At 59.2% G+C, this 23,433-nt stretch carries 19 protein-coding genes; 3 read left to right on the forward strand and 16 right to left on the reverse strand.

Going from position 1 to position 23,433, the window contains the following annotated elements:
* Positions 1–16: 16 nt before the first annotated feature.
* A complete protein-coding gene (locus AC13E3_RS13200; protein WP_008172715.1) occupies positions 17–1,654 on the reverse strand; it encodes an MBL fold metallo-hydrolase in 1,638 nt (545 codons plus the stop codon).
* 292 nt (positions 1,655–1,946) lie between these two features.
* Between AC13E3_RS13200 and AC13E3_RS13205 the strand changes: the two genes are divergently transcribed.
* Positions 1,947–2,372, forward strand: coding sequence for a thioesterase family protein (locus AC13E3_RS13205; RefSeq protein ID WP_008172718.1), 426 nt, complete (start codon positions 1,947–1,949; stop codon positions 2,370–2,372).
* Here the strand turns inward: AC13E3_RS13205 and AC13E3_RS13210 are convergent.
* The 5 genes from AC13E3_RS13210 to AC13E3_RS13230 form a co-directional block, all read right to left on the reverse strand.
* Positions 2,358–3,695, reverse strand: a complete 1,338-nt coding sequence (locus AC13E3_RS13210; RefSeq protein WP_405417479.1) for an MATE family efflux transporter — start codon at positions 3,693–3,695, stop codon at positions 2,358–2,360. The two genes, AC13E3_RS13205 and AC13E3_RS13210, sit on opposite strands and share 15 nt — an antisense overlap.
* A 228-nt stretch (positions 3,696–3,923) precedes the next feature.
* Entirely contained in the window at positions 3,924–4,421 is a 498-nt protein-coding gene (gene tpx, locus AC13E3_RS13215) for a thiol peroxidase (RefSeq protein WP_008172722.1), read from the reverse strand.
* 239 nt (positions 4,422–4,660) lie between these two features.
* The gene (locus tag AC13E3_RS13220) at positions 4,661–5,881 is read right to left on the reverse strand and encodes a Bcr/CflA family multidrug efflux MFS transporter (protein ID WP_482902117.1); all 1,221 of its coding nucleotides are present in this window, start codon (positions 5,879–5,881) and stop codon (positions 4,661–4,663) included.
* Positions 5,882–6,116: 235 nt separating this feature from the next.
* Positions 6,117–7,028: a LysR family transcriptional regulator gene (locus tag AC13E3_RS13225; protein WP_008172727.1), complete on the reverse strand. Its 912-nt coding sequence runs from the start codon at positions 7,026–7,028 to the stop codon at positions 6,117–6,119.
* A 33-nt stretch (positions 7,029–7,061) separates the two neighbouring features.
* Positions 7,062–8,285, reverse strand: a complete 1,224-nt coding sequence (locus tag AC13E3_RS13230) for an alpha/beta hydrolase (protein ID WP_405417475.1) — start codon at positions 8,283–8,285, stop codon at positions 7,062–7,064.
* Positions 8,286–8,418: 133 nt separating this feature from the next.
* Here AC13E3_RS13230 and AC13E3_RS13235 point away from each other — a divergent pair, with 133 nt between their 5' ends.
* On the forward strand, positions 8,419–9,090 hold the full coding sequence (locus AC13E3_RS13235; protein WP_104270924.1) for a haloacid dehalogenase type II: 672 nt from the start codon (positions 8,419–8,421) through the stop codon (positions 9,088–9,090).
* Positions 9,091–9,238: 148 nt separating this feature from the next.
* Here AC13E3_RS13235 and AC13E3_RS13240 read toward each other — a convergent pair whose 3' ends face one another.
* Entirely contained in the window at positions 9,239–10,390 is a 1,152-nt protein-coding gene (locus AC13E3_RS13240) for an alpha/beta fold hydrolase (RefSeq protein WP_092030756.1), read from the reverse strand.
* Positions 10,391–10,615: 225 nt separating this feature from the next.
* On the opposite strand from AC13E3_RS13240, the gene AC13E3_RS13245 reads away from it, so the two are divergent.
* Positions 10,616–11,509 (forward strand): acyltransferase, encoded by an 894-nt coding sequence (locus AC13E3_RS13245; RefSeq protein WP_039881963.1) that lies wholly within the window; start codon positions 10,616–10,618, stop codon positions 11,507–11,509.
* Between the two features lie 10 nt (positions 11,510–11,519).
* On the opposite strand, the gene AC13E3_RS13250 is transcribed toward AC13E3_RS13245, so the two are convergent.
* The 9 genes from AC13E3_RS13250 to AC13E3_RS13290 form a co-directional block, all read right to left on the reverse strand.
* A complete protein-coding gene (locus tag AC13E3_RS13250; RefSeq protein ID WP_008172739.1) occupies positions 11,520–11,723 on the reverse strand; it encodes a hypothetical protein in 204 nt (67 codons plus the stop codon).
* A gap of 61 nt (positions 11,724–11,784) precedes the next feature.
* Positions 11,785–13,770, reverse strand: coding sequence for a ribonuclease R family protein (locus AC13E3_RS13255; protein WP_008172740.1), 1,986 nt, complete (start codon positions 13,768–13,770; stop codon positions 11,785–11,787).
* A 73-nt stretch (positions 13,771–13,843) separates the two neighbouring features.
* Positions 13,844–15,562 (reverse strand): diguanylate cyclase, encoded by a 1,719-nt coding sequence (locus AC13E3_RS13260; protein ID WP_008172742.1) that lies wholly within the window; start codon positions 15,560–15,562, stop codon positions 13,844–13,846.
* 156 nt (positions 15,563–15,718) lie between these two features.
* On the reverse strand, positions 15,719–16,168 hold the full coding sequence (locus AC13E3_RS13265; RefSeq protein ID WP_008172744.1) for a DUF411 domain-containing protein: 450 nt from the start codon (positions 16,166–16,168) through the stop codon (positions 15,719–15,721).
* A 126-nt stretch (positions 16,169–16,294) separates the two neighbouring features.
* Positions 16,295–18,916 carry a heavy metal translocating P-type ATPase gene (locus AC13E3_RS13270; RefSeq protein WP_482902118.1) on the reverse strand — a complete coding sequence of 874 codons (2,622 nt, stop codon included), beginning with the start codon at positions 18,914–18,916 and terminating at the stop codon, positions 16,295–16,297.
* 6 nt (positions 18,917–18,922) lie between these two features.
* Positions 18,923–19,327 carry a MerR family transcriptional regulator gene (locus AC13E3_RS13275; protein ID WP_482902119.1) on the reverse strand — a complete coding sequence of 135 codons (405 nt, stop codon included), beginning with the start codon at positions 19,325–19,327 and terminating at the stop codon, positions 18,923–18,925.
* A gap of 101 nt (positions 19,328–19,428) precedes the next feature.
* Positions 19,429–19,740: a hypothetical protein gene (locus AC13E3_RS13280; RefSeq protein ID WP_008172753.1), complete on the reverse strand. Its 312-nt coding sequence runs from the start codon at positions 19,738–19,740 to the stop codon at positions 19,429–19,431.
* A gap of 50 nt (positions 19,741–19,790) precedes the next feature.
* A complete protein-coding gene (locus AC13E3_RS13285; protein WP_474545854.1) occupies positions 19,791–22,058 on the reverse strand; it encodes a bifunctional diguanylate cyclase/phosphodiesterase in 2,268 nt (755 codons plus the stop codon).
* 55 nt (positions 22,059–22,113) lie between these two features.
* A complete protein-coding gene (locus tag AC13E3_RS13290; protein ID WP_008172755.1) occupies positions 22,114–23,316 on the reverse strand; it encodes a cyclic di-GMP phosphodiesterase in 1,203 nt (400 codons plus the stop codon).
* Positions 23,317–23,433 lie beyond the last annotated feature (117 nt).

Here is a 23,433-nt window from a genome sequence, read left to right on the forward strand (position 1 = left end):
TTTCGTTACTCCCGCGTTAGCTGTCGTGTACGACATGCCACAGATCGTCCTCCCGGAACGCCCTGTGCTCCGCCTCCAGCTTCAGTAAATGCGCCAGGGCTGACCGTGCCGCAAGGCCGTGGATGGCGGCCGGAACATCGTCATAGGCTTTTGCGGTAAGAGCTTTCAGGTCTACAGGAGCCAGGGCTTCCAGCGCGCGGGCCACCTTGTGCTCACGGGACAGACGGTGGGTGATCAGGAAATCGATCACCGCTTCGGGATGCCCCATCAGAAAGCCGTGTGCTGGCGCAATGTAGCGAATGGATTCGGCCAGCAACTCGTAGAGCGACTCGATGTAGGCCTTCATGTCGCCGTCCGGCGGATTAATGACCACCGTTGAGCCCTGCATGATGTGGTCACCGGAAAACAGCAGCTTCTGGTCGACCAGCAGAAAACACAGATGGTTCGAGGCATGACCCGGGGTATGAAGCACCTTCAGGAGCCCGGCTTCGGTCACAATCAGATCACCGTGCTCCGGTTCATCATCGGCCCGGAAGGTCTGGTCCTGGCCGGCACCCGGGGGCGCCGGCCAACCGAACACCCGGCAACCGGTGCGCTCTTTCAGGGCCGCAACCGCCGGCGAATGATCCTGGTGCGTGTGGGTAACCACAACCTGATCAATCACCCCACCGGTCACCTCCAGAATTCGCTCGATATGGGACTCGTTGGCGGGGCCGGGGTCGATCACCGTGAAGCGTTCATGGCCCAGAATGTAAGTGTTGGTCCCTGGCCCGGTCATCATCCCCGGGTTGGGCGCCGTCAGCCGGGTGACACGGGCCGCGACCTCAACCGCCTCTCCGGGATTAATCTCCGCCCGGGTCGAGCCTTCACCTTCCGGATCCAGCTTCGCGGCCTCATCATAGGCCGGCGCTCCCGGCTCCAGCGTCACCGGCTTACCCTTTTTGACCGCCGGCCAGGGCTGGTTGGGGTAGGGCTCGGGCGGGTTGGCGTGGGCATAGCGCATCAGCGCATCGGTGGTCTCGAACCCGTTCAGCACCCGCAACGTCCGAATCGTTGGCAACCCCAGCAACCGCTGGCCGTTCCGATGATCCTCAAGGGCCTGTTCCGGGCGGATCCAGACATGATCGATGGTTTCGATACCGTCGTGCCCGGCCAATTGACCTTCCGGAGCGGGCGTCACGAAAAACCGTGTATCGAAACGCCTCGGCGGCCCCGGCGGCGTAATCCAGTGGCCGAGATAGGCAAGCCTGTCCAGCGGAAGCGCCAAGCCGTGCTTTTTGCACAGACTGGCCAGAGACAGATCGCCGTCGAACACCGACCTCCGATCCGCATGGGCCGGATGATCCCCGGATATCGGGTTGCCCTGTTTATCCACCGCAACCAGAACCCCGGACTCCTCAAAACACTCCCGAACCGCCGCCAACATATAGTCCGCGCCGCCTTCATCGACACTCATGGTCTGACTGATCTCGGCGTCTCCGGGCCCGATAATATGGTCCTGCCCGTGAGTCTCGTTTTCCTCGACTCGCCCGCCAGGGAATACAAAATAGCCGGGCATAAACACGGCGTCCCAGGTGCGTTGCAGCAGCAGGACTTCAAGGCCTTCGGCTGTATCTCGAACCAGAACCAAGGTGGCAGCAGGGCGAATATCCATAAAACTCCATCTTCAAATATTTATTGTCAGTGCGCGGGAGTGATACGAACGATGGCAGGGAAGGGCTTTCCAAAACTGTCTGTCGCCAGGGATGGCGACAGTCAAGCGTCACATGGACGTGCCGCAAGGAGCGTGTTTTGGAAAGCCCTTCCCTGCCGTCGCTCCACCAAAACCATCGGCGCGGAGGTCTCATAGCAAGATAACCGATTTGGGACTGGGCGTCTTGAGATGAACACTAAAGTCGAACAGCGTATGATTTGCCCCAAGATACCCAGTGAAAACAGGAACCCCCGTGGCCCGAATCAAACTCTCCTTCCCGGACGACGTCTTCTGCTTCGAAACCAGAATGCCCGTCAGAATCACCGACATCAACGGCGCCAACCACCTCGGCAACGACGCCCTGATCTCGATGCTCTCCGAAGCCCGGGCCCAGTTCCTGGTCAGTTACGGTATCCAGGAAGCGAGCAAAGACGGCACCGGCATTATCGTTACCGACCTGGCCACCATGTACCAGTCGGAATCCTTCTTCCCGGAAATGCTGCGTTTTGAAGTGGGTCTGATGGACTTCAACAAGTATGGCGGGGATTTCGTGTTCCGGGTCACCAAGGCCGAGAGCGGCCAGCCGGTGGCACTGGCCAAATACGGATTCGTCTTCTTCAACTACCACCGCAAGGAAGTGGTGCCGGTACCCGAGAGCTTTCGTTCACGCTTTGCCTGAGGCGAGCTCCGCCTTCAAACGCGTCATGCCGGCCCGGTAGAAGCTGTAAGCCATGGCGCCGGCGAACAGATTGCCCACCAGCGCACCACTCATAAGGCCATAGACCCCGTTGATCTGGCTACCGATCCAGAGCAGGGGCAGGAAGCACAGGAACAGGCGCAGGGTGGACACCAGCAGGGCCCGCATCGCCAGTCCGAGGGCATTGCACACCGACACCATCAGCATGCACACGCCCAGACCGCTGTAGCTGAGCGGCACCCGCACCAGATAACCGGCGAGAACCTTCTGAACATCACTGTCGCTGGAGAACAGTTCCGACACCAACCCGGAAGCCACCACCCAGGTCAGGCCGATGGCCAGCTGCCAGACCACCACAAACCGGACCGCAAGGCGCACCAGTTTACGGATCTGCTCGATATCCCCGGCACCCAATAACCGGCCAATCATCGGCGGCATCGACATGGTCAGGGCCAGCACCACCACAATTGAGAAAAACTCCAGACGGGTGCCCAGGCCCCAGGCGGCAACGGCGGCGGAGCCAAAGCCGGCCACCAAGGCTGTCGCCAGCATGGCCGAGACAGCCGGCATCAGTTGGCTGACCATGGCAGGGGCCATGATGCCGTTGAGCTGTTTCAGGGCCTTCCAGAGGGCAAGCTCGCGCAGATCGAAACGGACCCAGTGGCGTTTCAGCAGTTTCGGGTAGATCACCAGGCAGCCGATACCGAAAGAGGTAACGGTGGCCCAGGCGGCGCCGGGCAGTCCCCAGCCGAAAACAAAGATGTAGAGTGGGTCCAGGGCGATGTTGGTCAGACTCGTGGCCACCATCATATATCCCGGCAATTTGGTGTCACCGTGGGAGCGACACACGCTGTAGCCGAAGTACAGGAACGCCCCGGTCCAGGCGGCCATCAGCCAGGGAACCCAGTACTGCCGGATCAGCGGCAGAAGTGAGTCTTCCGCGCTAAGGGCGGTCATGATGGGCCCCTGCAGAAACCAAAGCGCCACGCAGATGACAAAAACGAGGCTGCCGCCAACGGTAATGATCAGGCCGCCCAGCCGGAAGGCGCGCAGTTCATCGCCGGCACCCAGGGTGCGGGAAACGATAGCTGTGGTCGCAATGCCCAGACCCACCTGAAGGCCGATGATCAACTGCTGCATCGGCAGTGTGAAGCCCAGTGCCGCCAGCGGATCCCGGCCCAGCTGACCCACGAAGGCACTGTCGGCCAGCTGGAAGGTCATCAGGGACAACACGCCGAACAGCATGGGCCAGGTCATGCTGTAGAGCTGGCGGGCCAGGGATGGGTTTTGGGTGGTGGTCTGCACGGGGTGTTGTGGGCCTTCGGTTAGGATTCGGGCTTTGGGCGGGGATTCTAACAGGTTCTGGTTTTGGAGCATGCAGTCGGCTGGGGGCGGGCTTCTGAAACACGCTGTGAATACATCCCTGTACGCTCGGCTCCGCCATCCATGGCTCCGCACGGTTTCAGAAGCCCGCCCCCATCCAACTGCCCCGAAAACCGGTGATATGTCCGGCGCTCAGGGCGATAAGAAGCGTTACAGCACCTTCAGCGCCGCATCGTAATCCGGCTCATCCTTGATCTCATCAACCAGCTGGCTGTGGATGACCTTGTCGTTCTCATCCAGTACGACCACCGCCCTGGCGCAGAGACCGGCGAGGGGGCCATCCTGAATGGCAACGCCGTAGTCCTGCTGGAAGCTGTAGTTCCGGAAGGTGGAGAGGGTTTCGACGTTTTTCAGGCCTTCGGCGCCGCAGAACCGGGCGGCGGCGAAAGGCAGGTCGGCGGAGACGACCAGGACCACGGTGTTGTCCAGGCTGCCAGCCTTTTCGTTGAATTTCCGGGTGGAGGCGGCGCAGACGCCGGTGTCGATGCTGGGGATGATGTTCAGGATTTTGCGTTTGCCGGCCCAGTTGTCGAGTTTGACTTCTTCCAGCCCGCTGTTGGTGAGGGTAAAGGGAGGCGCGTTGTCGCCTGTCTCGGGAAATTTGCCGCTCAGTTCAATGGGATTGCCGTCCAGATTAACGCTGCTCATGGTATTTGCTCCTCGGTGTCTGGTTTAGAGTCTTACGTACTCTGTGTAGACCACTTTGGATGATTTTGCCTGTTCGCTTTGGCGGTTGGGCTGATGCGGGAGGGCTTTTCAAAACACGCTCCTTGCGGCACGTCCCTGTGACGCTTGGCTGTCGCCATCCATGGCGACAGACAGTTTTGGAAAGCCCTCCCGCATCAGCCTCCTAGCATCAGAGTCTTTTCCCCTGAGGCCATTAGACTTCAATTACTGGTTATTGATTGTGGTTCGAAACCTTTCGCAGGATAACGTTGAACCAGCACCAGATAACAGGCCATCGCGAGTGCTGCGCAGGCGGCAATGATCAAGGCCATTACCAGAGAGGTGCCATCGTGCAGGTGGCCGACCAGCATGCCGGCAACAGCGGCGACGGCCATCTGGGTGAAGCCGAACAGGGCCGAGGCGGAGCCGGCCATGGTGGGGAAGTTCGCCAGGGCGCCGGCCATGGTCTGGGGCAGGACCATCCCGGTGCCGATCATGAACAGGGCCTGAGGCAGGATCACCGCCCAGACGTTGAACACTTCACTCAATGCCAGCACGGCCATCAGGCTGCCGCCAGCTACGGCAATGATCAGGCCGCGCACAAGGAGCTGGTCCGGCACCAGGCGACGGCCGAGACGGACGGCGGTCAGGTTGCCGACAATATAACCGGCCACCATACAGGCGAAGTACAGGCCGAACTGCTCGGTCGGTACGCCCAGGAAATCGATCAGGACGAACGAAGAACCGGACAGGAACGCAAACAGTCCGGAAAAGATCAGCGCGTTGGTCAGGGTGTAGCCCACGAAGCTGATGTCCTTCGCGATGGTCCGATAGTTCCGCAGCAGGCTGCAGATTTTAAGGGATTGGCGATGCTCCGGACGCATGGGCTCGGGAATACCAAAGGCAACCACCACGGCCATCACCAGGGCGTAGCCACCCAGAGCCAGGAATACCGAAGCCCAACCCAGGCTGGCCGTCAACAGGCCACCGATGGTCGGCGCGACCGCCGGAGCCAGGGCCATGATACTGGCCAGGATAGCCAGGATTTTGGCGGCTTCGCGGGGCGTATAGATATCCCGAATGGCCGCCCGACCCAGAACCGGCCCGGCAGAACCGCCAAGGGCCTGCAGGAAACGGAACAGAATCAGTGTTTCGATGTTCGTCGCCAGGGCACAGCCGATGCTGGCAATGGCGAAAAGCACAAAACCACCGATCATGATCGGTTTGCGACCAAAACGGTCCGCCAACGGACCGCAAACCAGCTGAGCAATGGCAAAGCCCACCAGATACAGGCTCAGTGTCAGCTGAACCTGATCGGTGCCGGTGCCAAAGTCTGAACCTATCTGGGGAAGTGCCGGCAAATACATATCTGTTGCCAGCGGCCCAAGGGCCACAGCGGCAGCAAGCAGAACGGTTGTCCAGACACTCGTCAAAGTCAGCATGTGTTTCCCGATGCGTTATCTCAAAATTCCGACAGGGCGGGTTGGGTAAGGCTTTCCAAAACTGTGCGGAGCCATGGATGGCGGAGCCCAAGCGTCACAGGGACGTGCCGTAAGGAGCGTGTTTTGGAAAGCCTTACCCAACCCGGCCTATAAGGGAGTGAAGGCAGTCTAGGTCAGAGGAGTTCAGAAGATAACGCCAGCAAAGCTCATACAACCTATGAGCAAAACTAATTGATTAACTTTTAAGACCGTTGAGGGTAGCGGCAACGGCATTCACCTGGTTGCGCAGCCACTTGTGGGCGGGATCGTTCTGATTGCGGCGGTGCCACAGCATTAGCAGGGTAAAGGGTTTGAAATCAAAAGGTAGCGGAACCCAGGCGAAGTCCCGGAGTAAGTGTTTGCTCATGCCCTCCGGGGCCGTAGCAAGCATATCTGTTCCGCGGAGGAACTCCGGTAGGCCGGAGAAGTTGGAGACCGTCACCACATTGCGACGAACCAGACCACGGGTGTCCATGGCGGTTTCCACAGTCGGTTTTTCGCCGGTGGCGAACAACAGGGCAATGTGGTCTGCCTTAAGGTATTCCGGCAGATCCGCTGGCGGTTTCCGGTGTTCAGGATCATAGAACACCACCATGCGATCGGCCATCAGGCCCCGCTGCATAATGTCCGTCGCCTCCGGCGCGTGGGGAGAAATCACCAGATCACAGACATCCTTCCGCAAAAGGTCTGCCCGAGGAATGCCAGATGGAATCACCTGAAGGCTGATGCCCGGAGCTTCCTGCCGCAACGTTCGCACCAGGCCCGGCAAAAGCAGGTCCCGCTGGTAGTCATTGGCAGCAATCGTGAAGGTGAACTCTGCCGTGGCGGGACTGAACGGCGGGCCCGAGGACAGCGACTGCAGGTCATCCAAAATCTGGCGGATATGGGGCCCGGCCTGAAGTGCGTAGCGGGTTGGCACAATGCCGCGCCCGGACTTCACGAACAGGGGGTCGCCCAGGGCCTGGCGCAGACGTTCCAGCGTGTGACTCACCGCAGACTGGGTAACGCCCAGCCTGACTGCCGCGCGGGACACGCTGCCTTCATCAAGCACCGCCAGAAAGGTGCTGAGGGCCCGGAAATCCAGGTTGAATGTATCAATCGGGTTCATGAATGGCAGTGTAACCCGATGCCTGCGGTGGCGCTACGGCGCCTCGCCTGATTCGTTTGCCTGAATGAATGTTCCAACAGCCTCTGCCAGATCGTCGAACCAGGGGTTGTAAGTCAGCCGGCTGGTATACACCGGACGCTCCGTGTCGTGCCAGGCACTGAACCAGAGATCTTCCTCCGGCAACTGCCGGCAACCCTCCAGAGAGATGTTATTCGGTTCCAGGCATCGCTGCAGTGGCGCGCCCAGGCCATAGAGTTCGTTGTTCGGAGCAATCAGCAGCGACTGGTGCGAGAACTCCAGGATATTGGCGTCAGGCAAATAGCTGTTGAGAAACCTGATGCGCTCATCAGCCTGCGCGTTGGGCCAGGGTGTGCGGGTATCCCGAAAGATCACCATGGCGTTCCCTGGATTGGTAAACCGTTCCCGGAACTGCGTGATGAGATAGTCGAGGTTTATCACCGAGTCGGCCTCCGTGGCAGCCAGGAACAAAGGCATATCGATGCTTTCTTGCTGCACTATCCGGCCCTGGGCCGCCGATATAACGTCGCCGATCTGACTGCCGGCGTTGAAGGAAAACGACTCGTACTTCACCGGATTAAGTTCGGGCTCCTTCTCTACAAAATCAGCAAACACGTCGGCGATGGGCGCCAGCCAGAGGTAGTCCCGCAAACCGTTAAGCTGCCAGGCCGGTGCAACCGCAATCAGACCCGCCGGTCGAGGACCGGTCTCTGAAAGCGCGTAATCTGTGGCCAGTGCCCCGCCCAGAGAAAAACCGCCAATAAACGCCCGATCCACCTCCTGCGACAGGGCAATAAAGTGATTGCGTACCTGTTCGCGCCAGACCTCGGCGCTGGCCGTCACCATATCGCCGGGCCGGGTGCCATGTCCCTGCAGCAACAGCGTCCGGACTTCAACGCACTGATCCGCCAGGTAACGGGCCAGATCCCGGAACACAAAGGGTGAATCGCTCAGGCCGTGAACCAATAGGATCCCGGCACGATCCCCGGAGCTGCAACCTGCCGCCGGTGCCAGCCGGTACGGCAGGTTCCACTGCACCTGCTGCTCCCGCTCAAACCCGTAAACCGGCACCAGATTGGTATCGACATAGGCTTTGACAGATTCCACGTAGCGGTCGAAGTCGGTAACCGGCTCGGCGCCCAGGGTTGAGGGCCCGGGGCTGTAGAGTTGAGTGCTGGTGGCGCAGGCGGCAGTGGCGGCCAGCACCAGTAAAACAAGTAAAGTCCTGAGGATAGTCATAGCCGGCGTGTGGGTTTCGCCCCTTTGGTATTTACCGTCGTCATTGCTGACTGTGTTGAGTGATCGTTCAAATCCCGATACTGTGACTCCAGTATATGACCCCGAACCCCCTTCCGGATGAGGAGCCCCACCGATGACCATGACCCTCGCTTTCGACGTCTACGGAACCCTGGTTGACCCCATGGGCATGTCCCGCCTGCTGGCGGAAGACGCGGGCGACAGGGCAGAAGCCGTGGCCGCGCTGTGGCGGGAGAAGCAATTGGAGTTCTCGTTTCGCAAGGGCCTGATGAAAGTCTACGAAGACTTCGGTATCTGCACCCGACAAGCCCTGCGCTACGCCATGGCCACCCATAAACTGACCCTGTCCGAAGAGCGCGAAAACGCCCTGATGGCAGCCTACCTGTCTTTGCCCGCGTTCGAGGACGCGTTGCCGGCGTTAAAGAGTCTCAGAGGCGAGTACCCGCTGTTCGCATTCTCCAATGGTGGTTATCCAGCACTGGAGAAAGTGCTCGGGCACAACGACTTGCTCGACCAATTTGAAGGCCTGGTATCGGTAGACGATATCAAGAGTTTCAAACCTGATCCTGCCGTTTACACCTATGCCCGGCGCGCAACCGGTTCCTGGGAAAAACCCCTGTGTCTTGTGTCCAGTAACGCCTGGGATGTGATTGGTGCACGAGCTGCAGGATTACTCGCAATCTGGGTACAGAGGGATCCGAACAAGGTATTTGAAGACTGGGGGATTCAACCCTCAGCAGTGATCAACAGCCTTTCAGAACTGCAGGAAACACTGAAAAACCTCTGAAGTAAGAGGAGGCAGGTGTCGGGGAGGGCTTTCCAAAACTGTCTGTCGCCATGGATGGCGACAGTCAAGCGTCACATGGACGTGCCGCAAGGAGCGTGTTTTGGAAAGCCCTCCCCGACACCTGCCGGCAAACTCCAAACTCAAAAACTCAGTCCGACCGAAAAGCGAGCCAATCCGCCAACTCCAGCCAACTCTGACGAGGCGCCTTACTCCCCGCAAGAATGCCCATATGACCACCCGGCACAACCCGGAACGTCTTGTCCGTAGAGCTCACATGATCCATCACCCGCTTGGCCGCACCCGGCGTCACCAGCGTATCGTCGCCCCCGGCGATGGCCAGTAAGTTGGCACTCACATTATCCAGCCTGGCAACATCTTCACCGATCTGGATCTCACCTTTTGACAGCTGATTGTCGATCCAGACCCTCACCACCGTGTCCTGAATGATCCCGCCGGGGTAGGCCACCATACGGTCCAGAAACGCCGATGTGGTGGCGTGACTGGTGACAAACTCCCGGTCACCCAGACGGATGATCAGTTCCCAGTAACTCATCACGCTGGCAATCGGATTGGTCAGCTTGAACCCGATGGTATTGGCCCAGCCGGGGGTATGAAACCAGTGAGGTTTCACATCGTGAAGCCGGAACCCGGTGCGTTTCCGCACAAACCCGGCCACATCCGCCATGCGCTGATTCACAAGCCCCAGGATCCCGGATGCATGGCTGTCGATCGGCGAGCCCAGCACAATGGCATTGCGCACATGTTGATCGTTGCTGAGCGCGGAATAGAACAGCGTGAACATGCCACCCATACTCCAGCCATGCAGCGACAACTCCTGTTCACCGCTATGCTCCCGAACCCGGTTCAGGTAGGCCGGCAGCAACTCGGCCACATAGGTATGCAGGTTGTAGTGACTGTGTTCCCGCGTGGGCATGCCCCAGTCGATCAGATACACCTCAAATCCCTTGGCACGCAGAAACCGAACCAGACTGCGCTGGGGAAACAGATCGTAGATCAGCATATTCACCGCCAGGGGCGGCACGATCACAATCGGTGTCTTATGGGCCGTGCGCTCAACCGCAATGGTCTCGCCTTCCAGCTCGATGAAATCCTCGGCCAGTGGTGGGTAGTAACGCAGGCTGACCAGACCATCGGTATACAGGGTTTCAAACGGCGTCTGCCCGGCCTGCACCAGACTGGCGGCCCGGAACACCCGGTCGAAAGCGTTGCCGGCATAAAGGGCCGTTTGCCGGGTAACGCCTGCCGCCCGGTCAGCGGCGGATTTGAAGAGATTGGGCATGGGAATGTCCATGGAGAATTTGACGCTCACTATACGGATTACCGAACTTCTACTGTCCCGTCTCGCAGGCCAGACATCGAGATTATCCATGGTGAGGCGCAAATCACCATGGCAGAAGTGTCCAAACCGGTGGGCAAACCGGTCACTTCAGGCCACTGCCCAATGCGGTCTGTGGTTGCTATCATTAGCCCCTATTTGGAAACAATAACCAGAAACAGGACCGCCATGCTCAGCTTTCTCCCTGCCCCCGTCATCGGTGTACTCAATTCTATCCTGTTGGGAATCAACACCCTGTTCTGGTGCATCCTGCTCTACATCCCGGCCATTCTCAAACTCATCATCCCCATCCAGGGCTTCCGGGTCCTGTGTACTCGGGTCATCATCTGGATCGCGGAAGCCTGGGTTGCCTGCAACACCGGCTGGATGAAGCTGACCCATGGTACAAAATGGGATGTGAAAGGCGCCGAAAACCTCCAGCGGGAAAGCTGGTACCTGGTGCTGGCCAATCACCAGAGCTGGGTGGATATCTTCGCCATGCAGCGGGTGTTCAACCATCGGGCGCCGTTCCTCAAGTTCTTCCTAAAGCAGCAGCTGATCTGGGTGCCGGTGATCGGCCTCGCGTGGTGGGGCCTGGATTTCCCGTTTATGAAGCGCTACACCCGGGAATACCTGATCAAACATCCGGAGAAGCGGGGCGAGGATCTTCGGTCAACCCGCAGGGCCTGTGAGAAGTTCCGGTACACCCCGGTGAGTGTGATGAACTTTGTCGAAGGCACCCGGTTTACCCAGGCCAAACACGACAAACAGAAGTCGGCCTACAAGCACCTGCTGACGCCCAAGGCTGGCGGTGCCGCCTTCGTGCTCGACGCCATGGGCGATTCGATCCAGACCCTGGTGGACGTGACCATCGCCTATCCGGACGGAGCACCCACCTTCTGGGAGTTTATCTGTGGCCGGGTCAAGGAAGTCAAAATGGAAATCCACACCGTTGATATCCCGGAGCATCTGAAAGGCCGGGACTACTCAACGGATGCAGAGCACCGCCGGAACGTGAAAAACTGGCTGGGGGATCAGTGGCAGGCGAAGGATGAACGGCTGGAGCGGATGCTGGCCCGGTAATTACCGGGCATCAGCTGTCGGAGTCGTCTTCCACTTCATCCGGGTGTTCCTGCTTGTAGCGCTCCCACTCTTCCCAGTCGTGGGGCGTCCCCGCATGGGGCCGGCGCAGGTGCTTGGCGTGCTCCATGGCGTTGTGGCGCAGGCTGTGGTCCCGCTCTTCCTCTTCCTTGTCAAAACCGTACTTTTTCAGAAATTCGTCAGGGCTGATGGGCATGGCGCACCTCCATCAAAGGAATATGTCCTTGTAAGTACGATGCGCCTGCCCGTGTGGTTTTTCAACCGTCGTCGGAGCCGGTCCCGGTCGGGATCTCCTGTGCTTCCACCAGCTTGAAATTGATCTGCCTGCGCTCTTCGTCCACGCCTGCAAAGCTTACCGTTACCGGCTGCTCCAGCTGGAAGATTCGGCCGTTCTTGTTGTGGATCAGGCGAAGAGTAACGGGGTCAAAGCTGTATTTGCCATCCAGATCCTTGCAGCTGACGAACCCTTCCAATCCGTTGGCATCCAGCCGTACAAAGAAACCGGCGGGCACCGTGCGGCTGATCACACCGCTCATGGGTTCTTCGCCGAGTGTTTTGGCAAAGTCACTCTTGAGCCAGGCTTCCAGACTGTTTGCCGCCTGGCGGGCACGGATCTGGGCTGCTTGCAGAGCCTCCAGCTGATCCTCGCTCAAGGCCTTCATGGGGGTATCCCACAGTGCCGATTTGATCAGCCGGTGGACATAGAAGTCCGAGAACTTGCGCAGTGGCGAAGTAAACGTGGTGTAGGCGTCCAGGCCCATACCCTGGTGAGGCGCGGGCTTGAAGCTCAGCTCGGCCCGGGCCAGCTGGCGGGACAGTATGGCTTTTACCGGTACTTCGGCTTCCAGGGCGTCGGTTTCCTTCATCAGCTTGCGGAAACCTTCGGCCTGATGGGCATCAACCCCCGACAGATGCGGTGCGTGGCTGTCGATCAGTGCCCGGATGTTGTCGGCGCGATCATCCCGTAGCCCGGGGTGCTGGATAAACAACCCTGCAGTCTGGTTGGCGAGGAAGTCTGCGGCGCAGCGGTTGGCGGCGACCATGCACTCTTCCACCAGCCGATGGGCTTCATTCTGGACGGACGGTTCAATCAGCCGGATGCGTTTGTTTTCATCGAGCCGGAGGCGGAATTCCGGCCGGTCGCCGCTCAGCAGCGCATGTTCACTGCGCCATTTCCTGAGTGCTGTCGCTGCCTGGTGCAACTGGTCCAGGCTGTTGGCAACGTCGTCCGGAAGTGCCTTGATCTCATCGTCCTCCCGACCTTCGATCAGGTTTGAGACGAGCTCGTAGCTGAGCTTGCCCTTGGACTGGATAACCGCCTGGTGAAAGCTGTAGTCGCCCAGGCTGCCATCGTTGTTAACCTGAAGATCACATACCAGAGCCAGCCGCTTCACGTCTGGCATCAGAGAGCACAGGCGGGTGCTGATGCTGTCAGGCAGCATGGGCAGGGGTTCGCCCGGGAAGTAAATGGCGGTGGCGCGATTGAACGCCTCCTGCTCCGCGGGGCTGTCGGTTTCGATCACAGCGGTCGGGTCGGCAATGGCAATCGACAGGGTCCAGCCGGTGGCGTTGGGCTCGGCCAGCAGGGCATCGTCCATGTCCTGGGTGCCCGGGCTGTCGATGGTCACATACGGGCGGTCCGTGCGGTCTTCCCGCCCGGCTTCCCGGGATTCGATATCACTCTCACTGAGGCTGTCGGCCTGTGTACGCACCGCGTCCGGCCAGGTGTCCGCCAGATCAAAGGTAGCCAGGGTGAAGGAGCGTTCAATACCGGGTTCTCCCGCCTTGCCGATTACCCGCAGTACCTTGGCCTGGCCCTTGCCATCCTTGATCGGATGCTTGTGAATCTGACAGTAGAGGTAATCGTCCTGCTGGGCGTTCATTCGCTCTTTGGGGGGAATGAAGATCCAGCGGTTGATGCCCGGGGTTTCGGGCACCACGAAATGGCCTTTGCCTTTCACCAGGTAACGGCCAACAAAGGTGTTCAGGCGGGTTTCCAGCAGTTCGTCCACAACACCCTGGGTTTTGCCTTTCTCAACCTCCTGCTCGGTGACATTCACCCGGTCCCCGGGCAGCACCTTCTGCATTTCCTCGGGTGGCAGGAAGACATCCCGGCCTTCGTCGAGCGCAACAAATCCGAAGCGGCCATTGGTGGCTTTGACTGTTCCGGGAAAAACCACCTTGTTGTCCTTGATATCCGATTTCAGCTGGCGCAACTGGCTGAGGGCGTCGGCATTGAGCATGAAGTAACCTGGCTGGTAAAAAAATGAATGATGGGGCGGAGTATAACGGTTATGGCGGTATGAGTCAGACCCGTTACGCGGGGTTAATCTCCGGGTCTTCCGAGGTGGTAATACAGACCCGGTTGCGCCCCTCATCCTTGGCCTGATAAAGCGCCCGATCCGCTTGACGAAGAATGGTATCGGTGCTGTCACCCGGCAGAGCAAAGTAGCCACCAACACTGACGGTGACCTGGGTGCCGGTTTTGCGGCTCTCCTGTTCCACGGATTCCCGGATGCGGAGGGCGATACGGTGTAGTGTCTCTGGATCGCAGGGCGACAACAGGACCACGAACTCGTCCCCACCCCAGCGTCCCGGATGGTCGTAGGGGCGCACGCCGGCTTTCAGCCACAGGGCAACCCGGCACAGGATCTGATCGCCGGCCTGATGGCCCAGGTTGTCATTGATGCTCTTGAAATGGTCAATGTCCAGCCAGATCACGCCAAAGCCGGTCTCCTGGCGGCGGGCCCGCTGGATTTCCTCATCCAGCACCTCGTCCAGGCCGCGACGGTTTTTCAGGCCGGTCAGGGGATCGACGCGGGCCAGTCGGTTCAACTCATCCGTTCTTTGAGCGACTTTTTCTTCGAGTTCCCGGGTAGAGTGGCCGAGGCTCTGGGTCATTTTCTCGAAATGATCCGCCAGCCAGCCGATCTCATTATCCGGTTTATCCAGCCGCGGCAGATCGAAGCTGCCCTCCCGGACTTTTTCCACGGCGTGTTCCAGGCTCATGATGGGCTTGAGAATCCGGGACTGGATAATCAGGTGGAACAGCACCAGTGTGACCAGCAGTGTGCCCAGGAATACCGCCACCAGCGGCCACAGATAGCTGGTTGGCAAGAGTGTATTGAGGTCAAGCAGGGTGATCTCAAACCAGCCAATCGCCGGCAGGAAGGCAACCCCGGCCAGATGCTTGCGGCCATCCACCGTCACGAAGCCGCTTTCCACCTGGCCGGCCTGGTCGCCCGGCTTCTTGAGAAGCTGCAACATACCGAGAATCTGCTGCTTGTCCTGGGGATCATCGAACAGCAGGTCGATGGTGTTCTTCTGGCCTTCGGGTTTGATGATGCTGGCGAAGTCGATGTAGTTGCGGTCGCGGTAGAGCTGGATGGCGCCGTTGTAATCCACGAACAGGGTGGTGATGCCCTCCTGACCGATGTCGACAATATCCTGCAGAAAAGCATCCAGACTCAGACCGGTTCCGACCATACCGACAATTTCGCCGGCCTCATCGCGCATCAGCACATCAATCCAGAGTTTGGTAACACCCAGCTCGGTATCCGGATTTACGTTGAGGTGGAAGTCGCGACCTTCTTCTATGAGCTGGAAAAACCAGGCGTCATCCGGCTTGTCTTTATCCAGCACATATCGGAACTGGTTACCGGCGTATTCGTTCTCCTCGTTGTTGTAGTAATAGTGGGCATTGTTGACGAGGGCAACGAAGTAGTTGTTGTCCCGGAAATTGGAACGAAAACTCTCCATCTGGCGGATGGCTTCAGCTTGGAGTGCGGTGTCATCCGGATTAGCGGCCCAGTTGATCAGGGCGGAGGAACTGGCCATCTGTTTGGCCAACCCGATTTCCCGCTCCAGGGACTGCAGCAGGCGGGCGCTGTCGTAGCGAACCTGTATTTCCGCGACCTGTTGGCCCCAGCGTTCGATGATGCTCTCGGACAGCTCCCGGTAGGCCAGCCACGAAGCCACGGAAGCCACGATGATGAGACTGGCGGCCAGGCCAAGGATGCGGGTTTTAAGGCTCAACGAGTATCCCTCTCGGATTTTTCTGGGTTTCTGGGCGCCAATGATAGAACACTGGTTAACCAGAGTGTAGAAAAAACAGACAGGGACTGGCAGGAAGCGGGAGGAAAAGGAGGCCGCAAGGGCCGATAAATACCGGCCCTTGCCTGGTTATTGGCGTTAATTGTGCTCGGAAAAGATCCGGGTCTGTCCCGCCTCGTTAAACAGGATGACCTTGTAATGATCTTTCCGGTCGCCCATTTCCATGCCGGGTGACCCCATGGGCATCCCGGGCACGCTGAGGCCGGTGGCCTGGGGTGCTTCGCTGATCAGGCGCTTGATGTCCTCGGCTGGCACATGGCCCTCGATGACGTAGTCACCCACGAATGCGGTATGGCAACTGCCAAGACCGGCAATCAGGCCTGCGTCGGCCTTGATCCTGCCCATATCGTTGGTGTTGGTCGCCTCCACCTCGAAGCCATTTTCTTTCAGGTGATCTATCCAGTCATCACAGCAGCCGCAGGTCGGGGATTTGTAAACGTGGATGCTCTGGGCTGCGCCGGCTGCCAGCGCCGTGGTGCTGAATCCCAGGGCTGCCATCAGGCCAAAAGCCAGGGTGTGTTTTTTCATGGCAAGTACCTCAGTGGTGATGTTGATGTTTACTTGAGCCTGTGTCGTCAGAACCGGAAAGCCAGAACCACCAGACGATGGCTGCCATCAGGGCAAGACCTCCGACGTTGACCAGCATTGTTTCCATCAGTTCCGCTCCTGTTGCTGTTTCGGATCACTGTTGCTGTCGTTCTGTTCCGGACGGTGACTGGTTCGGAACAACCTCAGACGGTTGGCGTTCGAAACCACCGTCACCGAAGACAGGGACATGGCAGCGCCGGCCAGTATCGGACTCATCAGTATTCCCCAGACAGGGTAGAGCAGGCCGGCGGCCACCGGAATACCCATTGTGTTGTATACGAACGCGCCAAACAGGTTCTGGTGAATATTTTTCACCGTGGCCCGGGAGATCTCGATGGCATCGGGCACGCCGTGGAGCGAGCCTCGCATCAGCGTGATGCCGGCGCTCTCAATGGCCACATCCGTGCCGGTGCCGATGGCAAAACCGACGTCCGCCGCCGCCAGGGCCGGAGCATCGTTGATGCCGTCGCCGACCATGGCGACTGTGTGGCCCTTGCCGCGCATTTCACTGACCACCTCGGCCTTGTCTTCAGGCAGCACTTCCGCGCGATAGTCATCGATGCCGGCTTTTTTCGCGATGGCCTTTGCGGTGGCGTCGACATCGCCTGTGACCATCATCACCTTGATGCCAGCCTTGTGAAGGCGCTGGATGGCAGCCTTGGAGTCCGGTTTGATGGCATCGGCAACGCCAATGACCCCCAGAGCTTCGGTGCCCAATGCCAGAAACAGGGGCGTGCCGGCTTCTTGGGTAATCGAGTGGGCGGCATCGTCCAGATCGCCCAGCGTAACGCCCTGGTCTTCCAGCCAGCGGCGGTTGCCCAGACGCACGGGCTTGCCGTCGAGTTCACCTTGCACGCCTTTACCATTCAGGGCCTCGAAACCGGTCAGCTTCTCCAGCTGAACGCTTTTTTCTTTGGCCTTCGCCAGAATCGCCTCGGCCAAAGGGTGTTCGGAGTGTTGTTCCAGCCCCGCCGCGAGCGCCAGCAGGCGTTGCTCTTCACCGTCGCTGGCATGAACCCGGGTAACTGCCGGATGACCTTCGGTGATGGTGCCGGTTTTATCGAGTATCACCAGGTCCAGCTTACCGGCGGTCTGCAGCGCATCGCCCTGGCGGATCAGGGCGCCGTATTCCGCCGCCTTGCCAACGCCAACCATCACCGACATGGGCGTGGCCAGGCCCAGGGCGCAGGGGCAGGCGATGATCAGCACCGTGGTGGCGGCCACCATCATATGAACCACTGCCGGTTCCGGCCCGACGTTGTACCAGACCAGCGCCGCCACGACGGCAATCAGCATCACGGTGGGCACGAACACCGACGAAATCTTGTCCGCAAGCCGTCCAATGGCAGGCTTCGAGCCCTGGGCTTTTTTCACCAGCTTGATGATTTGAGCCAGCGCGGTGTCACTGCCAACCCGGGTGGCCTCGTAGACAATCGAACCATGGGTGTTGAGGGTGCCGGCAGACACCTCATCGCCTTCCGATTTGCTCACCGGCATGGGCTCACCGGTGAGCATGCTCTCATCAATGCGAGTAGAGCCTTCGGCAATCACGCCATCGACCGGCAGTTTCTCACCGGGTCTTACCCGGATGTGGTCGCCCTTGAGAACCTCCTCTACCGGAATGTCCTGCTCTTCACCATCCCGAATCACCCGCGCGGTTTTCGCCCGCAGGTCCAGCAACCGGCGCACCGCCTCCGATGTCTTGCCTTTGGCCCGAAGCTCCAGGGCCTGACCCAGGTTGATCAGGCCGATGATCATCGCCGAGGCCTCAAAGTAGACATGGCGAGCCATCTCCGGCAACGCGCCGGGAATACTGGTGACGACAATGGAATAAAGCCAGGCGGTGCCGGTACCCAGGGCAATCAGGGTGTCCATGTTGGCGTTATGGTGCCGGAATGCCTTCCAAGCACCAGTGTAGAAGTGTCGTCCGGTAGCGATCATTACCCCAAGAGTGAGAATGCCCAGGTTCAGCCAGGTGAGCTGATTGGCATCCGTCACCATCATGGTGTCGAAACCCATGCCGTAGACCATCAGCCCAAGACCCAGGCTCAGACTCACGGCCATCTTTATCAGCAGTGTCTTGTACTGCTTCCGGTCTTCCTCCTGCTTGCGTGCGTCCGCTTCGTCCTCGTCCTCGATCACGCTGGCGCCATAACCGGCATTTTCTATTGCCTTCACCAGCGCCTCGGGATCGGCATCACCCGTGGCCGTGGCGGTATTGTCCGCCAGGTTCATATGGGAATGGCTGATACCGGAGACCGACATCAGGGCCTTCTCAATGGTGTTTACACAGGAAGAACAGGTAGCACCGGTCACGGACAGATGAATCTGCCCGTCCGCACCGGCTGCTGCCCCAGAACCAGTCGGAGCAGAATCTGCCTCGGTTGCCTGATCTTCAGAGTCGTCGGCGGTATCGGCCTCATCCTCATTCCCTGAAGAACAGCAACTGGCCGGCTCGGCGTCTTCCTGGAAAGGCTCGGCCGGGTAGCCGGTCTCGGTGACAATCCGAGCCGCCTCATCAGCATCCACGCCCTCCGGCAGGTCCACGGTCTGTTTTTCCAGATCGACCTCAACCAGCTCAGCATCGCCTGTCAACGGCTCCAGGGCGCTGCGAATCTTCTTCACACAGCCCTGGCAGGAAGCCCCGGAAATGCTGAGAGTGGTTTGTAAAACAGGTGTGTCAGTCATCCAGAATCACTCCTCGTTCTGTTCAGTTGCCCCGCAACAGGGCGCCGGATCATCCCAGTGTTCGATCAACCGGCAAATGGTATGGCCATCGGGCGTACCATCCGGCATGTCCTGCCAGGCGGCCAGCGCGGCGGTCATCCGCTTGCGCAACTGCTGCAGCTCCCGAATCTCCCGCTCAACCTCCGCCAACCGGTGCTGAAACACATCCCGAACCATCGGACACGGCGAATGATGATTGTCCGCCTGATCCAGAATCTGTCGTATCTCAGGCAACGAAAATCCCAGCTGCCGCGCCTTACGGGCAAACCGAAGCCGTCGAAGATCCTCGGCATCGAACTGCTGGTAGTTGTTGTCCGGGTTACGGGTCGGTTTGAGCAGGTTCTCGCGGGTGTAAAACCGGACCGTACCCACCTCAGCACGGCAAACTCCAAACCAATTAAGAATAGAGTAAAACCTGTGAGCAACTCACAGGTCAAAGGTTTTCTTGAGGAGGGAAAATCGAAGGACGGCTATCAATCCCGCGAGCGCAGAAACGTACCGCAAGTTTTGCATTGATCTGGCGCCATCAGCTTCGCCTGCCAGCCAATCTTGTGGCCACAGGCCGGACACGCCAGCTTGAGCTGCAGAACAATAATAGGCGTGATCAGCGCAGCGATCAGAACACCCAGGGGGCCCCAGCTTTCACCGCTGGACAACCCAAGCTGACTGCTGAACACCAGAATGACGGTCAGCGCCACAAACGCGAAAATGAAATAGTTCCGGTTCCAGCGTTCCCACTGGCGAATTTTATCGTCCTGCTCCGGAGTCAGGTATTGCGCGGCCATAGAATCTCACCTGAAGGATTTACCCGTATCTTGGGGACGGGCCGCGGCAATTACAATCCGGAATCGGCCGTAATGCCCGCCACCAGAACGCCGGAAGCCAGAGCCTTCTCAAGGTCGGAAACCGGAATCGGCCGGCTGATCAGATAACCCTGGGCAAAGTTACATCGATGATTCTTCAGGAAACTCAGCTGCTCCTCGGTTTCCACGCCCTCGGCCACCACCTCAATACCCAGGTTGTGAGCCAGGTTGATCACCGCCCGGGTAATCACCGCGTCGTCATGGCGTTCCGTGACTTCCGTGATAAACGAGCGGTCGATTTTCAGCAGGTCAACGGGGAAATCCCGAAGGTAACCGAGCGACGAATAACCCACCCCGAAGTCATCAATGGCAAGGTGAACACCCAACTGGTGCAGACGCGAAAGCTGATTCAGGTTGTGCTCGATGTTCTGGATGAAGATTTCCTCGGTGAGCTCGACCTCCAGGCGATTCGCCGGCACATTCTCCGCCGCCAGGGCTTCCCGAATGTGGTCCACCAGATCCTCGTCGTCCAGCTCCCGGCCCGAGAGATTGACCGCAATGCGCAGGCCCTCATGGGGAGTGCCTTTCCATGCGGCCAACTGCCGACAGGCCGCCATGACCACCCAGCGCCCGATATCAGTGATCCGACCGCTCTCTTCCGCCAGCGGGATAAACTCCACCGGCGGCAGAAGACCGCGGCGGGGATGGCGCCAGCGGATCAGCGCCTCGACGCTCTGGATTTCACCGGTGTTCAGGTTCAGCTGGGGTTGATAGAAGAGCACGAATTCGTTGTTGGCCAGGGCCTGGCTCAGATCCTTGTCCAGTTCAAGACGCATGACTTCCCGTTGCTGCATGCCCTCGGTATAGAACTGATAGGTATTCCGGCCCTGTTCCTTGGCCCGGTAGAGGGCAATGTCGGCATTGCGCAACAGCGTATCCGCATCCAGACCGCTTTGCGGGTACACCGCTACACCCATTGTGGCGGTAATGCTGTGGGACTGTCCCTGAACATCGAAGGGCTGGTCGAAGCACTGTTTGATCTGGCCCAGCAGGTGAATGATGTCGTCAATGTCGTCCACCTGTTGCTGGCAGAACATGAACTCATCGCCCCCGGAGTAGGCCACCAGCAGGCGTTCATTGCTGAGGCGGTTCAGCCGCTCGGACACCTTGATCAGCAGTTCATCCCCGAACTGGTGGCCGAGGGAGTCGTTGAGGGTCTGGAAACGGTCCAGGTCCAGCATCACCAGGGCAACCTGGCGCATCTGGCGATCGGCAATGTTCAGGGTGTGGGACAGGTCTTCCATGAAGAACCGACGGTTCGCCAGGCCGGTGAGGGTGTCGGTGGATTCCAGTCGCGCCAGATCTTTCTGAATGGCGGTGCGCTGCGCGATTTCCTGATCCAGTTCCCGGCGGGTCTTCAGCAGCGCGCGGTTGCGCTTGAGAATGAGCTGTACCAGCAGCGTGGTCAGACTGGTCAGCAGACCCATCAGCAAAAGGGTTGCAAAGGTCATCCCCGGCCAATAGCTGTACTGGCTTTCCACCCATTCAGTGGAAGGGCGCAGGGTCAATGTCCAGTCCAGGGTCGGCAAATTAACGTCCTGGGTCTGGGCAAAGTCGCGACTAACCGGCTGGGACACGTTCAGTTCATAGCTCACCTCGCCGGCCTCGCGAATCTCGACCCGGAAGGATTCCAGAACCCGCTCGGTGAGAAGCTGGCGCGCCAGCACTTCCATTCTGAACACGCCCGCTATAAAGCCATTATTCTCGGGGCCGGCACCCACCGGTGCATAGATCACCATGCCCTTGCCGCCCTGGCGCAAATTAATGATACCGGAAAGATCCCAGCTGCCGGACTGTTTCGCCCGTTCCAGTGCCTGGCGCCGTTCCTCGTTGAAGGCGACGTTGTAGCCGATGACCTCTTCGTTGTCGGTAATCGGCTCCAGCCAGCGGATAATGAAATCGTAGTCAATCCACTCAATGGCCTGGTAAACGCCGAAGTCGTCGAGGTAGTTGCGGGCATCCCGCCGCCACTCCTGTTTGGTTTTGGCAGGGTCTGCCTCCAGGCGTTTGGCCATGCGCCGGATGGCTTCGGCGTGGATCAGAAATTCCCGCTCCAGGTGGTTGGCCATGGCCCGGGCTTCGTTGGTCAGGTTTGCTTCTATCTGACGTTTGTCCTGCTGTACCAGCCCGTAGCGCAGGCCGGCTGCCAGACCCAGGAAAACCAGAAAGATCACCACCGGAAACAGCGGGCTCAGCAGGCCCGAGACAACAGGTTTGGGAGGTGATACAGGTTGTTCCACAGGTTACTCCGTGACTTTAAACGGTGGTACCGGGCAGTCGGCAGCGCCAGCGCAATTATGAAGCATTTCTACCGGCCACCGCCATCAGTTGCTTGATTCGGTTCCGAAGCGAGACTCCAAAGGCGCCGTCGGACAGTGGCCGTGCAATTTCCGGAGAACCCTCGTCAGGTTCGGAACCCGTGCCTCCCAGGTCGATGATACGCGGGGTGACTGGCTGCTTGTCGCCATTGAGCAGCACCTCCACCTTTGGTTTCAGCTTGCGCCGGGGGTGGGTCGCCAGGACGATGGCCACTTCGCCCGTCGACAGCTCGACCAGGCTGCCGGGCGGATACACGCCAATCATCCGTATGAAGGCTTCCACCATGGAAGCGTCGAACTGTTGGCCGCGGTTACGGAACAGGATGCGAATGGCTTCGGAGGCCGGTAGCCCATCCCGGTAACACCGGTCGCTGGTAATGGCATCGAAGGCGTCGACGATGGAAACCAGACGGGCGAAACGGCTGATCTGCCACTCCGCCAGCTGTTCAGGATAGCCGCGACCATCCATGCGTTCATGGTGGTGACGGGAGACATCGCTGATAATCGGATCCAGATTGACATCAGCACAAAGCAATTCGTAACCCAGCGTTGTGTGCTGTCGCATGATGCTGTGCTCTTCTGGCGTCAACGGGCCGGGTTTATTGAGGATCTCGTCGGGAACCCTGAGTTTGCCAAGGTCGTGCAGCAGACCGCACATGCCCACGGTCTCCAGGTCTTCGTCCGGCATGCCCAGGAAGCGGGCAAAGGCGACACAGAATATAGCCACCCTGAGGCAATGCTCTGCGGTGTAGGCATCCCGGGACTTTATCCTGCTCATCCAGAACATGGCGCTTGCGTTGGCTTTCACGCTGTCGACGCACTCCCGGATGATGGGGCGGGCGCTCTGGAGGTTGAGGTCATTGCCGGCTTCAATCTGTCGGGTGACTTCTTCCACAAAGGCCTGGGTCCGGCTCCAGGTTGCGTGTGCCCTTGGGAGTTCCTGCTGGAGAGAGCAGGTTTCCGGCAGCGGTTCGCTGGTGCGACGCTTGAGTAGCGAGATCTGATCGAGCACCGGGTTCAGGCGTGATTCTTCATCCTCCACCAGAACCCACTCACAGTACTGCCGCAGAATCTGCGCCTGGTTGTCATCAGTCAGGGTGAAGCCCTGAAACAGAACCGGCACCTGGGTCCAGGGCCGGTCCAGGCTCACGACGCGCATGCCGGGCTGGAGAAGGTCCACCGGTAAGCGCACCCGCTGGAGAGTCGAAACAGGGGAGTCCGAATGAGTTGGGAGCGCCGTCTGCGCCGAGACGGAATGTCGGTGCTGTTTGCTGGATTTACGTCGGAACCACATGGC

It is taken from the genome of Marinobacter sp. L-80 (assembly GCF_056859395.1).

What these genes read in the sequence shown, in the direction of transcription:
- AC13E3_RS13200 (WP_008172715.1), bottom strand. Translation starts at nt 1,654, where the DNA reads ATGGATATTCGCCCTGCTGCCACCTTGGTTCTGGTTCGAGATACAGCC.
- tpx (WP_008172722.1), bottom strand. Translation starts at nt 4,421, where the DNA reads ATGAGCAGCGTTAATCTGGACGGCAATCCCATTGAACTGAGCGGCAAA.
- AC13E3_RS13220 (WP_482902117.1), bottom strand. Translation starts at nt 5,881, where the DNA reads ATGCTGACTTTGACGAGTGTCTGGACAACCGTTCTGCTTGCTGCCGCT.
- AC13E3_RS13225 (WP_008172727.1), bottom strand. Translation starts at nt 7,028, where the DNA reads ATGAACCCGATTGATACATTCAACCTGGATTTCCGGGCCCTCAGCACC.
- AC13E3_RS13230 (WP_405417475.1), bottom strand. Translation starts at nt 8,285, where the DNA reads ATGACTATCCTCAGGACTTTACTTGTTTTACTGGTGCTGGCCGCCACT.
- AC13E3_RS13235 (WP_104270924.1), top strand. Translation starts at nt 8,419, where the DNA reads ATGACCATGACCCTCGCTTTCGACGTCTACGGAACCCTGGTTGACCCC.
- AC13E3_RS13240 (WP_092030756.1), bottom strand. Translation starts at nt 10,390, where the DNA reads ATGCCCAATCTCTTCAAATCCGCCGCTGACCGGGCGGCAGGCGTTACC.
- AC13E3_RS13245 (WP_039881963.1), top strand. Translation starts at nt 10,616, where the DNA reads ATGCTCAGCTTTCTCCCTGCCCCCGTCATCGGTGTACTCAATTCTATC.
- AC13E3_RS13250 (WP_008172739.1), bottom strand. Translation starts at nt 11,723, where the DNA reads ATGCCCATCAGCCCTGACGAATTTCTGAAAAAGTACGGTTTTGACAAG.
- AC13E3_RS13255 (WP_008172740.1), bottom strand. Translation starts at nt 13,770, where the DNA reads ATGCTCAATGCCGACGCCCTCAGCCAGTTGCGCCAGCTGAAATCGGAT.
- AC13E3_RS13265 (WP_008172744.1), bottom strand. Translation starts at nt 16,168, where the DNA reads ATGAAAAAACACACCCTGGCTTTTGGCCTGATGGCAGCCCTGGGATTC.
- AC13E3_RS13270 (WP_482902118.1), bottom strand. Translation starts at nt 18,916, where the DNA reads ATGACTGACACACCTGTTTTACAAACCACTCTCAGCATTTCCGGGGCT.
- AC13E3_RS13280 (WP_008172753.1), bottom strand. Translation starts at nt 19,740, where the DNA reads ATGGCCGCGCAATACCTGACTCCGGAGCAGGACGATAAAATTCGCCAG.